This window comes from Bradyrhizobium canariense, assembly GCF_019402665.1.
Lineage (GTDB): Bacteria > Pseudomonadota > Alphaproteobacteria > Rhizobiales > Xanthobacteraceae > Bradyrhizobium > Bradyrhizobium canariense.
Window position 1 is genome coordinate 26,583 of record NZ_VSST01000012.1, and the last position, 13,309, is coordinate 39,891.

Here is a 13,309-nt window from a genome sequence, read left to right on the forward strand (position 1 = left end):
GGCCAGCGCAATTCGAGACTTCGCCCCACCCGAGAGGGTCAGGCGCCCTCGCCGCCTTCGGCAGCCGCGGCACAATAGTCGCGCCAGAACTGGCGATAGCCCGCCTCGACCCTGGCCGTGTAGATTTCGACATTGCCGGCGGGGGAGGCTGCGATCCGAGCCGGCAACTCGCTACGCAACTTCGCCAGGTGCGCCGGCTGCGCCGCATATTTGCAGGCGATCGCGGCATAGCCCTCGTCATCCTCGGCGACCCAGTCGTCGAGACCGACAGCAGCCACGATCGAACCGCCGGCACGCGACGAGGCGCCGTTGCCGAGCTTGGCCACGACCGGAACGCCCGCATAGAGCGATTCCCAGGTGCTGACGCCGCCGTTTTGCGGGAACGTGTCGAGCGATATGTCGACGTTTGCAAACGCCCGCAGGTGCTCGTGGCGCGGCGTCGAGCCCAGGCAGATGACATTCTCCTCGGCAACGCCCTGCGCCACGAACCGCGCGATCAGACTATCGCGCAGCATGGGATCGTCGAGCAGCGTATGCTTGATGACGATCTTCGAACCGGTCACCTCGCGCATCACGTTCGACCACACCCGGATGGCCTCGTCCGAGATCTTGTAGATGCGGTTGAACACGCCGAAGGTGACATGGCCGTTGCGGAGCATGGGCGGCTCCGATGCAGGTACATCCAAAATGGGATCGATCGTGATCAGGCACGGCAGGTCGTAGACCTTTTCAGCCAGCAGATGGCGCGCCGATTGCGGAATGAAGATGGGATCCGCGAGCACGTAGTCCATGGTCTGCAGGCCCGTGCCCGTAGCGTGTCCGAAACCCGAGACCTGGATCGGGGCCGGCTTGCGGGCGAAGACGTGGAGCCTGTTGCCGGTGGTGTGCCCGGACACGTCGATCAGGATATCGACCTTGTCCGCCTGGATGCGATCGGCGAGTTCGTCGTCCGAAAGCTGCCAGGCGTCGACCCAGACGTCCGCCGAGGACCTGAATGCGGCGGTCATCTCATCTCTTACCGGCGAGCACGAATAGCAGACGATCTCGAACCTGGCGTGATCATGATGGCGCAGCACCGGTAACAGAGCGAACGCTGCCGAGTGATGCCAAAACTCGGCAGCAACATAGCCAACCACGATCCGCCTGTCGGGATCGAGCTGCCGCGGGGCAAGAGTCCTTCGCGGCAATCTCGAGCCGATCGCGTCCCACCACTGTTTTCGCGCGGCCTGCTGAACCGCGAAATCGGCGTCGGAGAGATAGTCGAGGAAGAAGATCTTCCGCCCGATCAAGGAGGCATCCGGCACAATGGCCAACGCCGCATCGAGAAGCTCGATTGCTGATGCGATCTCTCCCTGGTTTGCAAAACAAGCGCTCAGCAGCGCCATTCCGATCGCGGAGCGTGGATATTCCTCCAGCAACGTCGTGCAGGCCAGAATTGCTTGCGCCGTGTTTCCCATGGCGAGCGCGACTTGCGCCTTCCCCTGCAGGGCCACCTCGAGCTTGGGCGCAAGCGCAAGGGCCGCGTCAAAATCTGACGCGGCCTGTTCCAACCTCGACGTCTCAAGATTGAGCCGCCCACGGTTCGCCAGAATCTTCGCCGAACCCGGCCTGATCGCGAGCGCCGCCTCCAGCGCGCCTTTGGCCTCGTCGAAGTGCTTGAGCTCGATATTGACCAGACCTTTGCCGACGAGCGCCTCCACGTTTCGCGGCTGAAACAACAGCGCGCGCTCGAAGCTCTGTTTGGCGCGATCAAGCTGGCGCAGCGCAAGCTCTGCCAGGCCGCGATTGCACAGCGCATCGGCATGATCGGGCTTCAGCCCGATCGCGCGATCGTACAATTCGATAGCCTGCTCGACGCGGTTTAGGTGCAACAAGGTATTGCCGAGATTGGCCAAGGCCATCGGGAAGCTCGGCTTCAACGCGATGGCCCTCTCCAGGGACGTACGCGCGTCCTCATATTCCCCAAGTGCGAAATGCGTGGCTCCCAAATCGGAAAAAGCCTGTGCGGAGCGTGGGTCGAGCGTCACGGCATATTTCAGTGCCTGTTTCGCTGCCTCGAACTGTCGGCTCGCGAATGCGCCCAAGCCAAGCAGGTGAATTCGGAAGCGACATATCCGATCAAGATCCGCTTGTCCGGGTCGAGCTTGCGGGGCGACAACACCCTTTGCGGCAATTTGGCGCCGATCGCTTCCCACCAATGTTTTCGCGCAGCCTGCTGGACCGCAAAATCCGCGTCGGGGAGATAGTCCAGCAAGAATATCTTGCGCCCGATCAAGTCCGCATAGTCAGGCGCGATTGCCAGCCCTGCATCGAGATGTTCGAGCGCCGTCGCGATGTCTCCCTGGCTCGCATAGCAGGAAGCCAGGAGCGCAATTCCGATGTCGGACCGCGGATGTTCCTCGAGCAACTTCTTGACGACCGCAATCGCCCCGGCCGTATTGCCCTTGAGAATGTTGACTTGCGCCTTCCCCTGCAAGGCCACTTCGAGCCTCGGTGAAAGCGCCAGCGCCGCATCGAAATCCGCGAGCGCCTGCTCCAGCCGCAACAGATCGAGATTGAGCCGTCCGCGCTGCGCCAGAATCTTCGGCGAATCCGGCTTGATCGCGAGCCCTGCCGCGATCGCCGCGGCCGCCTCTTCGTAGTGCCGGAGCTCGATGCACACCATGCCCTTGCCCGCGATCGCTTCCGCATGACGCGGTTGAAACGCGAGGGCGCGATCGAAACTCTCCTTGGCGCGCTGGAACTGCCCTTCGATCAGCTCCGCCATGCCACGATTGCAGAATGCATCGGCATAGTCCGGCTTCAGCCTGATAGCGCGTTCGTGCAGCTCGATAGCCTGCTCGGCGAAGCCCATGTGCAGCAGCGTATTGCCGAGATTGGTCAAGGCGATCGGAGAATTCGGCTTCAGCGCAATGGCTTTCTCCTGGCATGCGCGAGCGTCCTGAAACTTCTGGAGGGTGAAATACACTGCCCCGAGATTGCCATGGGCATCGGGCGAACGTGGATCGAGCACGGTCGCGCGCTCGAGCAATTGTTGCGCCTCATCGAGGCGCCCGCCATCATACGCGCGCAGGCCAAGCAGGTGCGCGGCGTCGAAATGATCCGGAACCTCCGTCAGAATCCGCCGGCAGAGTGTCTCGACCTCTGCGTATCTGCCCTGCCCGAGTGCCTGAACCGCGGCGGACATGAGCGCGTCCGCCTGCTTCCTCAATTTCTTTTGCAATCGCGCGTTCTGGAATGCGCGCGCGCCGGCGCTGCTCTGCAAAGTCTCTCTCCGGAGTATGGCCCGAAAAGAGGCTGGCCGATTCGCATGGTGCCAAGCTGGCGGATCGGTTAGACCAGCGACGCCACCGGATTGCAGGTGCTCAGCGCAGGATCTGGCTCAGGAACAGTTTTGTGCGGGCGTGCTGCGGGGCCGCGAAGAACTCGTTGGGCGTGTTGGCTTCGATGATCTGGCCCGCGTCCATGAACACCACGCGGTTGGCGACCTCGCGGGCAAAGCCCATCTCGTGGGTGACGACCAGCATGGTCATGCCCTCCTCGGCAAGGTCGACCATGGTGTCCAGCACCTCCTTGACCATTTCGGGGTCGAGCGCCGAGGTCGGCTCGTCGAACAGCATCACCTTCGGGTTCATCGTCAGCGCGCGGGCAATCGCAACGCGCTGCTGCTGACCACCGGACATCTGCCCCGGAAACTTGTTGGCCTGGTGCGGGATCTTGACCCGCTCCAGAAACTTCATCGCCGCCGCTTCGGCATCCTTCTTGGGGATGTTGCGCACCCAGATCGGCGCCAGCGTGCAATTGTCCAGCACGGACAGGTGAGGAAACAGGTTGAAGCTCTGGAACACCATGCCGACTTCGCGCCGCACCGCATCGACATGCTTCAGGTTCGGCCCGAGCTCGATGCCGTCAACGACGATCTCGCCTTCCTGAAACTCCTCGAGCGCGTTGATGCAGCGGATCAGCGTCGACTTGCCCGAGCCGGAGGGGCCGCAGATCACGATGCGCTCGCCCTTCTCGACCGCAAGGTCGATGTCGCGCAGCACGTGAAATTCGCCGTACCATTTGTTCAAGCCGGAAATTTTGACGATGGGGTCGGACATGGTGACCTCGATCAGTTGCGGCGGTGAGCGTTGAGGCGGTGCTCGACGAAGAGCGAGTAGCGTGACATTCCAAAGCAGAAGATGAAGTAGATGATCCCGGCGAAGGCGAACCCGGTGAACGCGGTCGACGGCGACGACCATTTCGGATCCGAGAACGACGCCCGCAGCGAGCCCAGCAGATCGAACAGCGCCACGATCGAGACCAGCGACGTGTCCTTGAACAGGGAGATGAAGCTGTTGACGAGGTTCGGAATGACGTGGCGCAGCGCCTGCGGCAGCACGATCAGCGAGGTCGTCTTCCACCAGGACAGCCCCAATGCCGCGGCCGCCTCGCCCTGCCCGCGCGGGATAGCAGCCAGCCCGCCACGGACGTTCTCAGCCTGATAGGCGCCCGTGAACAGCGAAATTCCAATCAGCGCACGCACCAACCCGTCGACTGTGAAATTGCCCGGCAGAAACAGCGGCAGCATGTAGGTGGCGAAGAACAGCACGGTGATCAGCGGCACGCCGCGCCAGAACTCGATGAAGGCGATCGAGAAGATCCGGATCAGCGGAATGGTCGAGCGGCGGCCAAGCGCCAGCGCAATGCCGATCGGCAGCGAGGTGACGATGCCCGTGACGGAGACCACCAGCGTCACCAGAAGTCCGCCCCACAGGTTCGTCTGCACGATCGGCAGTCCGCCGTGATCGAGCCCCATCAGCTTGATCACGATTGCGATGGCGGCGAAGGTGACGACGCTGGACGTCAGGGCCCGCCCCCCCGTGCGGAGGCCGCCGCCGAGAACGAAGGCGATCAGCGAGACGATCGCGGCGGTGATGGCGAAATCGGCCCAGACCGACTGGCCCGTCCCCTGCAGCTGGTCACGCAGCCAGGTCAGCGGAAAGATCAGCCAGTAGATCGCGGTCCCCACGAGCATGATGACATTGCCGACGACCCACAACAGCGGTGCGGCAGAGGATGTCTTGCCGAGACCGAGCAGAGCCTTGCCGGCGCCGATGATGCTGTCGTCGAACAGTTGCAGCAGGTCAGCGGTCCAGCTCAGGCCAAATCCCTTGATGCCGCCGCCATGCAGCAGAAAGAATGCGACCACTGGAAACGCAAAGAAGAACAGGCCTGCGTTCAATCCTTTCGACGGCAGTCGTGGAATGAGCAACGGCACCAACAGGACCACCGACAGGACGAGCGTGAGGTTGACCCGCCAGCGTTCGGCTTCGGGGTAGAAGCCGTAGATCAGTTGCGGCAGCTTGGCCTGGATGTAGGGCCAGCAGGCGCCGACCGTAAAGCCGGCGTTCTCGGCGAGGCAGGCCGTGCGATCCTTACCGGTCCAGACTGCATCGACCATCAGGAATCTGACGGAAGGAATGATGGTGAACCATAGCAGCAAGGCGCCGACGATCGTGAGCAGGATGTTGGTCGGCGAGTTGAACAGGCGCGTCCGCACCAGGCCGACGAAGCCCGTGGTCTTCACCGGCGCGGGACGCTCATCGAGAAGATCCTGGCGGACGAAGCTGGACGAGGTGATATCGCTCATGCGCCGAGACTCCGGCTGATGCGCCAACCGTAGACGCTCATGACGGCGCTGGTGATCAGCGAGATCAGGAGATAGACGCCCATCGTCATGGCGATGATCTCGATGGCCTGCCCGGTCTGGCTCAGCGACGTGCCAGCGAACACGGAGACAAGGTCAGGATAGCCGATCGCGACGGCCAGCGACGAATTCTTGGTGAGATTGAGGTACTGGTTGGTCAGCGGCGGAACGATGACGCGCATCGCCTGCGGCACGACCACCAGGCGCAGCGTGGTGCCGCGGCTCAGGCCCAGCGACGATCCCGCCTCCATCTGCCCGCTGTGGACGGAGAGGATGCCCGCGCGCACGATCTCGGCGATGAAGGCAGCCGTATAGGTCGACAAGGCCAATGTGAGCGCCACGAACTCCGGGATGATCCGCGAGCCGCCGGCGAAATTGAAGCCCTTGAGCTGCGGCAGCTCGAAGCTGAAGGGCAGACCCGCTACCAGAATGGTGACGAGCGGCAGTCCGAACAGCAGGCCCAGCACATAGGGCCAGATCCGGATCATCTGCCCCCGCTGGAACAGCGCCCGGCGCGCGTGGATGCGCAGCACCACCGAAGCCACGATGCCGAGCGCCAGCACCACAAGAAACGCCTCGAAGCCGCTCTCGCCGATCGGCCGGGGAATGACGAGACCGCGATTGCTGACGAAAGCGATGCCGAGCAGCGAAATGCTCTGTCGTGGATTAGGCAAGGCAGCAAGCACCGCCAGGTACCAGAACAGGATCTGGAACAGCACCGGCAGGTTGCGGATGATCTCGACATAGATTTCGCCAATGCGCGCGAGCAACCAGTTGGGTGACAGCCGGCACAGCGCGACAATGAAGCCGATCACGGTGGCAAACACGATGCCCACCACCGAGACCACGAGCGTATTGAGGAGCCCGACCAGGAACACGCGCAGGAACGTGTCCGAGCCGGTATACGAGATCAGCGTCTGATTGACGTCGAAACCGGCGTTGTTCGCGAGGAAGCCGAAGCCGGCCGCAATGTGCTGGTTCTCGAGGTTGGCGCGGGCGTTGGAGACGATTTCATAGGCAATCCAGCCCAGGACCGCAGCGAAGGCAAACTGGACGGCGATGCCGTTCCAGCCTGTCTTGCCCCCCAGGACGCGCCTGATCTTCAGCGCGATCTGGGGCGGGGGTTTGCGGGCCTCGATGCTCATCGCCGCGAGCGCGGGTCAGGCGGGGTCAGCGGATCGGCGGCGCGTATTGGAGACCGCCCTTATTCCAGAGATTGTTGAGTCCCCGATTGATACCAAGCGGCGAGCCTGCGCCGACGTTGCGGTCGAACACTTCGCCGTAATTGCCGACGGCTTTCACGATGCGCACCACCCAATCCTTGCTCAGGCCGAGCTGTTCACCGAAATTGCCGTCGGTGCCGAGGACGCGCTTCAGCTCCGGATTTTCCTGCTTCGCCTTCTCGTCGACGTTCTTCGCGGTCACGCCGAGCTCTTCGGCGGTGATCATGGCAAACAGCGTCCATTTCACGATGTCGAACCACTGGTCGTCGCCGTGGCGCACCATCGGTCCGAGCGGCTCCTTCGAGATGATTTCCGGGAGCACCATGTGATCGCCGGGATTGGCAAGCTTCAGGCGGTTGGCGTAAAGGCCCGACTGGTCGGTGGTGAAGACGTCGCAGCGCCCGGCCTCGTAGGCCTTGACCGTTTCGTCGTTGGTGCCGAACGCGATCACCTCGTACTTCATGTTGTTGGCCTTGAAGTAGTCGGCGAGATTCTGCTCCGTGGTGGTGCCGGTCTGGACGCAGACCGAGGCGCTGTTGAGCTCGAGCGCGGAGTTCACCTTGAGCGACTTCTTCACCATGAAGCCCTGCCCGTCATAATAGGTCACGCCGGTGAAGTTTGCGCCGAGCGAGGTGTCGCGCGAGATGGTCCAGGTGGTGTTGCGCGACAGCACGTCGACTTCGCCGGATTGCAGCGCCGTGAAGCGGTCCTTGGCGGAGAGCGGCACGTACTTGACCTTGGTCGGATCGTTGAAGATCGCCCCGGCGATCGCGCGGCAGACGTCGACATCAAGCCCGGTCCAGTTGCCCTTGTCGTCCGGCGAGGAGAAGCCGGGCAGGCCCTGACTGACGCCGCAGGACAGCATGCCGCGGTCCTTGACGGTCTTGAGCGTTTGCGCCTCGGCGGCTTGGGCCGTCAGGCCGGCGGCGAGGGCGAGAGTGAGAGCCAGGATTACGCGTTTCATGGGCTTGGGGCCTTTCAAAGTCGTCTCAAGGTCAGGAACGTTGTCTTTGCGATCGTCTCTGCCAGGGCTAGCCGTATCAGGACCAGCCCTGCAAGAGTCATGCTGGAAAACCTTGCCGATCACCCGCCGATCCCGGGAGGCCCTACCTTAATCCCCGCCGAAAGGCGCCCGCCGTTACGGCTGTGGCGCGTGGTCCGGTCAGGCGATGGATCGAAGGTCGCGGCAGGCCCCTCAACATGCGGCGACTGACTAGCACCTGCGATAACAGAACGGCTGGCGTGCCGGGTCAAGGGGTTGACGGGACTCTTCTGTGTTCTGTTATTAACGACAGCGGCCTTTCGGCCTGCCCGCGGGCGCAGCGCGCCTGGTGGAAACGCGCTTTTGAAAGCAGACGCATGGATTCCTCACACCCCTCCGAACAGCACGCCGAGACCCGGCTGGTCACCTCCGGCCGCGACACCAAGGCGCAGAAGGGGTTTGTCAATCCTCCGGTGTTCCACGGCTCGACCGTGCTCTATCCGACCGCCGAGGACCTGCACGCCCATCGCGGCGAGTTCACCTATGGTCGCCATGGTTCCCCCACCACCAAGGCGTTCCAGGAGACGCTGATGGCGCTGGAGGGGCCACAATGCGCCGGCGTCGGCATCGTGCCGTCGGGCCTGTCGGCGATCTCCACCACCCTGCTCTCGGTGCTGAAGGCCGGCGACCACATCCTGGTCTGCGACAACGTCTACCGGCCCTCGCGCAATTTCTGCAATGGCATGCTCACCCGCTACGGCATCGAGACCACCTACTTCGATCCGATGATCGGCGCCGGCATCGACAAGCTGTTCAGATCCAACACAAGCGCCGTCCTGGTCGAGGCGCCCGGCTCGCAGTCGTTCGAGATGCCCGACATCCGCGCCATCGCCGATGTCGCACATGCGCGCGGCGCGCTCGTCATCGACGACAACACCTGGGCGACGCCGCTTTATCACCGCTCGCTCGAACAGGGCGTCGACATCAGCATGCAGGCCGCCACCAAATATATCGGCGGCCATTCCGACATCATGTTCGGCACCATCTCGGCCAATGCCAGGGCATGGCCGCAGATCGCCGAAGGCATCCGCCTGCTCGGCGTCTGCGCCGGTCCCGATGACGTCTTCCTGGCGCTGCGCGGCCTGCGTACGCTGTCGGTGCGGCTGGCGCAGCATCATCGCTCCGGCCTCGACATGGCGCGCTGGCTCGCCAACCGGCCAGAGGTCGCGCGCGTGTTGCATCCGGCACTCGAGACCGATCCGGGCCATGCGATCTGGAAGCGCGACTTCACGGGCGCGTCGGGCCTATTCAGCATCGTGCTGAAGCCGGCGCCGCAGAAGGCGGTCGACACAATGCTCAACACGCTCAAGCTGTTCGGCATGGGCTTTTCCTGGGGCGGCTTCGAGAGCCTTGCGATTCCTTTCGACTGCGACGGCTATCGCACGGCGACCAAGTGGGCGCCGGGCGGCCCTACCCTGCGTCTGCACATCGGGCTGGAGAGCACTGACGACCTCAAGGCCGACCTCGATCGCGGCTTCGCTGCCCTCAAAGCGGCAATGTGAGCCTGTTCACAAGGCACTGCGCCTGCGCACGCGCCAACGCGCGCCGCAGGAACGTGTAGCCGCTGCAAACGTTGATGCCCCCTGCGCCAACAAATGGTTTGAACCTCAAGCATTTGGCGCTAGCCTCACCAATCGACTCCAATCCGGACTCGGAGCATGGGAACGTTGGTACTGCTCGATCTGATGGGCGGCGTGGCGCTGTTGCTGTGGGGCCTGCACATGGTCCACAGCGGGATTCTGCGTGCCTTTGGCCCGGACCTGCGACGGCTGCTCGGCAAGGCTCTTGGTAACCGCTTCAACGCGTTTGCTGCCGGTCTCGGGCTGACGGCGCTGCTCCAGAGCAGCACCGCGACTGCGCTGCTCACGAGCTCGTTCGCAGCCGAGGGCCTGCTCAGCCTTGTCACCGCGCTTGCCATCATGCTCGGCGCCAATGTCGGCACGACGTTGATCGTGCAGGTGCTGTCGTTCAACATCGCCGCCGTCGCGCCGGTCCTGTTCGTGCTCGGACTGGTCGCCTTCCGCGTGGGTCCGCGCTCGCGGATCAAGGATGTCGGCCGTGTCTCGATCGGTCTCGGACTGATGCTGCTGTCGCTGCACATCCTGCTCGACACGCTGGCCCCGGCCGAGAACGCACCGGGCGTCCGCGTCATGATGTCCTCCATCACGGGCGATCCCGTTCTGTGCATCCTGATCGCGGCGCTCGTCACCTGGGCGGTGCATTCGAGCGTCGCAAGCGTGCTGCTGATCATGTCACTCGCCTATTCGCAGTTCATCTCGCCTTACGCCGCGCTCGCACTGGTGCTTGGCGCCAATCTCGGCAGCGCCATCAATCCTGTGTTCGAAGGCGCCAGACGCGACGATCCCGCCAGCTATCGCCTGCCGGTGGGCAATCTCGTCAACCGCGTGATCGGAATCGCCCTCGTCCTGCCCTTCCTGGGCCCGATCGCCGAGCACATGCACGCTTGGCAACCCGATCTCGCCAGGATGACGGCGGCATTTCATATCGCCTTCAACGTCGGCACAGCCATCATCTTCATTGGCCTGCTCGACCCCATGTCGCGCCTGTTGACCCGGCTCTTGCCCGATCGCGTTCAGGAGGCCGATCCGGCCCGGCCGCGCTATCTCGACGAGACTGCGCTGGAATCGCCGTCGCTGGCGCTGGCCGATGCCGGCCGCGAAACCCTGCGCATGGGCGATCTCGTCGAAATCATGCTGCGCAAGGTGATGGCGGCGATGATGAGCGGTGACCGCGCGCTGGTCGACCAGGTCTCGAAGATGGACAACATCGTCGACGGCCTCGACGAAGCCATCAAGCTCTACGTGACCAAACTCATGCGGGGCAGTCTCGACGAGAGCGAGGGCCGGCGCGCGATGGAGATCATCTCCTTCGCCATCAATCTGGAACATATCGGCGACATCATCGACAAGAGCTTGAGCGAGCTGGCGACCAAGAAGATCAAGCGCCGCTTCCAGTTCTCGCCCGAGGGCGCCGAGGAGCTCGCCGCCTTCCACAAGCGCACGATGGATTCGCTGCGCATCGCCTTCGGCGTCTTCATGTCGGGCGACGCCAACGAGGCGCGCAAGCTGCTGGTGGAGAAGACGGCGCTGCGCAACACCGAGCTGGCCGCCGTCGAGCGCCACCTCGACCGCCTGCGCGAGGGCCGTCCCGAGACCATCGAAACCACGTCGCTGCATCTCGACGTGCTGCGGGACCTGCGCCGCATCCACTCGCATATCTGCTCGGTCGCCTATCCCGTGCTCGACGCAGCCGGCGAGCCCCATCGCAGGACCGAGACGGGGACCGCTGCCCTGCCCGCAACGGGCGCGGCGTCGGCCTTGCCGCGCTAGTCGCGTCGGATCAGCGCTCCAGCGTCTTTGACGCGCGGCCGCGGTTCTTCACGATCAGCATGATGTTGCGGATATAGATGATGGTCGCCAGCGCCTGGCCGAGGATAATGACGGGCTCGCGCTTGACGACGCCGTAGACCAGCGTCATCAGCCCGCCGCCCATGGAGCAGAACCAGAACGCCATCGGCACCACGCTGTTGCCGGCGCGCTCGCTCGCGATCCACTGCACCAGGAAGCGTGCCGTGAAGAACAGTTGCGCGACGAGGCCGAACGCGAGCCAGAAGTCGAACTTGGCCACGAAGACGTCGTAGAAATAATTGCTCAGCGCCTGACCGTATTGGATGATCATGCCGTCACCTCAGTCACATCCGGCGTCGGCTTCTTGCGGCGGATCAGCCACCACACGCCCCCGAGATCCATGATGCCGATCCACAGCCGGTCGAAGAAACCGTAGTTCGAAACGCCGGAGCGGCGCGGCCGGTCGATCACGTCGACATAGGCGATCTCGTAGCCCTCGCGGCGCACCAGTGCCGGCAGGAAGCGATGCAGCCCGTCGAAATAGGGCATCATCAGGAACACCTCGCGCCGGAACGCCTTCAGGCCGCAGCCGGTATCGCGCGTCCCGTCCTTCAGGATCGCGTTGCGGACGCCGTTGGCGATGCGCGACTGGAATTTCTTGAAGCCGGTATCCTTGCGGCCGACGCGTTGTCCGGCGGCAAGTCCAACCTTGCTTCCGTTCTCGACCGCCGCGATCAGGTCGGGCAGGAAAGCCGGATTGTTCTGGCCGTCGCCGTCGAGCGTCGCCACGATGGCACCGCGTGCCGCACGCACGCCGCTGCGCACGGCCGCGGACTGGCCGCCTGATCTGGCATGGCGCAGCTGGCGCAGATTGTCCCGCTGCTTCATGACCGCGCCGAGCCGTTCGCCGGTCGCGTCGCTCGAACCGTCATTGACGTAGATGATCTCATAGGTCCAGCGGCCGTCGAGCGCTGCGACGATCTCCTCGATCAGCGGCACGATGTTGTCGGCTTCGTTGCGCACGGGAACGACGATGGAAACCGAGGGCTGGAAAACCGAAGGCTGGGACGACAAATCGAAGCTCGTGGTTAGAATTGGCTTGGCTCGGGAACCGGCGGTCCCGGCAGGCAGCCGCTTTTATGGGGCGGATGCCCCGTGGGCAACCCTTTTGAGGCGGCCCGAGACCGCCCCTGCAAGAGGCACAATGGTGCCGTCGGCACGGATGGCAAAGCCGAGCCTGCGGGCCGCGAACCAGTAGCGCACCGCCAAGGCGCCGACCAAGCCGACCAAGGCGCCGGCCACAACGTCACTCGGGTGGTGCGCAAGCAGCACCAGTCGCGTCAGCAGGATCACGATCGCGTAAGTGAACATGAACACGCGCAGGCGCGGCCACAGCGCCGAGACCGCGAACGCCAGCGCGAACGCCGTCACCGCATGCCCCGACGGCAGGCTGGCATAGGCCCCGGTCCCCTCGAACGGGATGAAGTTGAACGGATTGGCCTTGCCGCCGACGAACGGACGTCCTCGACCGATGAGATATTTCAGGATCTCGGCGACGAATACGGACACGGCAACAGACAGGAACATGAACTGCAGCCGCGTGCCGAGGCCGAGCAGCAACGCGCGGCTTGTGCCGCGCAATCCCGCCGCAACCAGCGCCAGCACCACCAGCAGGCCCCCGAGCACCGAGAGCACATACTCGTCCTTGCCGAAATCAGTGAGGATGCGGATCGGCCACAGGCCCGGCGTGCCACGCGCCGGCATCAGCTGGATCTCGGTCAGGTCGAAAACGACCATCAGCGCGATGACCAGGGCTGCACCTGCCGCACTCAGCCACAGCGAATGCCGCGCCAGCTTTCGCGCGGCCTCGGCGCGGCGCGAATGCGAGGGCGTGCGCACGAGCTGTGCCAGGGCGCGCCCCGAGAGCGTGAGCAATTGCGCGGGATAGCTCGCGCGCGGCGCGATGTCGGTTGGTGCCGACATC

The 13,309-nt window shown here is 63.9% G+C and carries 10 protein-coding genes and 1 pseudogene; 2 read left to right on the forward strand and 9 right to left on the reverse strand.

What is annotated here, in order from left to right; genetic code table 11:
* Nucleotides 1-38 precede the first annotated feature (38 nt).
* The 6 genes and pseudogenes from FXB41_RS04775 to FXB41_RS04800 all read right to left on the reverse strand — a co-directional run bounded on the left by FXB41_RS04775 (nucleotide 39) and on the right by FXB41_RS04800 (nucleotide 7,879).
* Nucleotides 39-2,174, reverse strand: coding sequence for an O-linked N-acetylglucosamine transferase, SPINDLY family protein (locus tag FXB41_RS04775; protein WP_446479879.1), 2,136 nt, complete (start codon nucleotides 2,172-2,174; stop codon nucleotides 39-41).
* Nucleotides 2,096-3,265, reverse strand: a pseudogene (locus tag FXB41_RS04780) (tetratricopeptide repeat protein); the annotation flags it as partial. The gene FXB41_RS04775 and the pseudogene FXB41_RS04780, both read right to left, overlap by 79 nt.
* A gap of 100 nt (nucleotides 3,266-3,365) precedes the next feature.
* Nucleotides 3,366-4,103 (reverse strand): amino acid ABC transporter ATP-binding protein, encoded by a 738-nt coding sequence (locus FXB41_RS04785; protein WP_007591212.1) that lies wholly within the window; start codon nucleotides 4,101-4,103, stop codon nucleotides 3,366-3,368.
* A gap of 11 nt (nucleotides 4,104-4,114) precedes the next feature.
* Nucleotides 4,115-5,635, reverse strand: coding sequence for an amino acid ABC transporter permease (locus FXB41_RS04790; RefSeq protein WP_219680178.1), 1,521 nt, complete (start codon nucleotides 5,633-5,635; stop codon nucleotides 4,115-4,117).
* On the reverse strand, nucleotides 5,632-6,837 hold the full coding sequence (locus tag FXB41_RS04795) for an amino acid ABC transporter permease (RefSeq protein WP_219680181.1): 1,206 nt from the start codon (nucleotides 6,835-6,837) through the stop codon (nucleotides 5,632-5,634). Before FXB41_RS04795 ends, FXB41_RS04790 begins: the two co-directional genes overlap by 4 nt.
* A gap of 25 nt (nucleotides 6,838-6,862) precedes the next feature.
* Nucleotides 6,863-7,879: an amino acid ABC transporter substrate-binding protein gene (locus FXB41_RS04800; protein WP_007591217.1), complete on the reverse strand. Its 1,017-nt coding sequence runs from the start codon at nucleotides 7,877-7,879 to the stop codon at nucleotides 6,863-6,865.
* 395 nt (nucleotides 7,880-8,274) lie between these two features.
* Here FXB41_RS04800 and metC point away from each other — a divergent pair, with 395 nt between their 5' ends.
* Both metC and FXB41_RS04810 read left to right on the forward strand, forming a co-directional pair.
* Nucleotides 8,275-9,459, forward strand: a complete 1,185-nt coding sequence (gene metC / locus FXB41_RS04805; protein WP_007591219.1) for a cystathionine beta-lyase — start codon at nucleotides 8,275-8,277, stop codon at nucleotides 9,457-9,459.
* A gap of 156 nt (nucleotides 9,460-9,615) precedes the next feature.
* The gene (locus tag FXB41_RS04810) at nucleotides 9,616-11,307 is read left to right on the forward strand and encodes a Na/Pi cotransporter family protein (RefSeq protein ID WP_007591220.1); all 1,692 of its coding nucleotides are present in this window, start codon (nucleotides 9,616-9,618) and stop codon (nucleotides 11,305-11,307) included.
* Between the two features lie 10 nt (nucleotides 11,308-11,317).
* On the opposite strand, the gene FXB41_RS04815 is transcribed toward FXB41_RS04810, so the two are convergent.
* From FXB41_RS04815 to FXB41_RS04825, 3 genes are all read right to left on the reverse strand, one after another.
* A complete protein-coding gene (locus FXB41_RS04815; protein WP_007591223.1) occupies nucleotides 11,318-11,656 on the reverse strand; it encodes a lipid-A-disaccharide synthase N-terminal domain-containing protein in 339 nt (112 codons plus the stop codon).
* Nucleotides 11,653-12,399 carry a glycosyltransferase family 2 protein gene (locus tag FXB41_RS04820; RefSeq protein ID WP_007591225.1) on the reverse strand — a complete coding sequence of 249 codons (747 nt, stop codon included), beginning with the start codon at nucleotides 12,397-12,399 and terminating at the stop codon, nucleotides 11,653-11,655. The genes FXB41_RS04815 and FXB41_RS04820 overlap by 4 nt, the downstream gene beginning before the upstream one ends.
* A 63-nt stretch (nucleotides 12,400-12,462) precedes the next feature.
* Nucleotides 12,463-13,308: a phosphatase PAP2 family protein gene (locus tag FXB41_RS04825; RefSeq protein ID WP_219680184.1), complete on the reverse strand. Its 846-nt coding sequence runs from the start codon at nucleotides 13,306-13,308 to the stop codon at nucleotides 12,463-12,465.
* Nucleotide 13,309 lies beyond the last annotated feature (1 nt).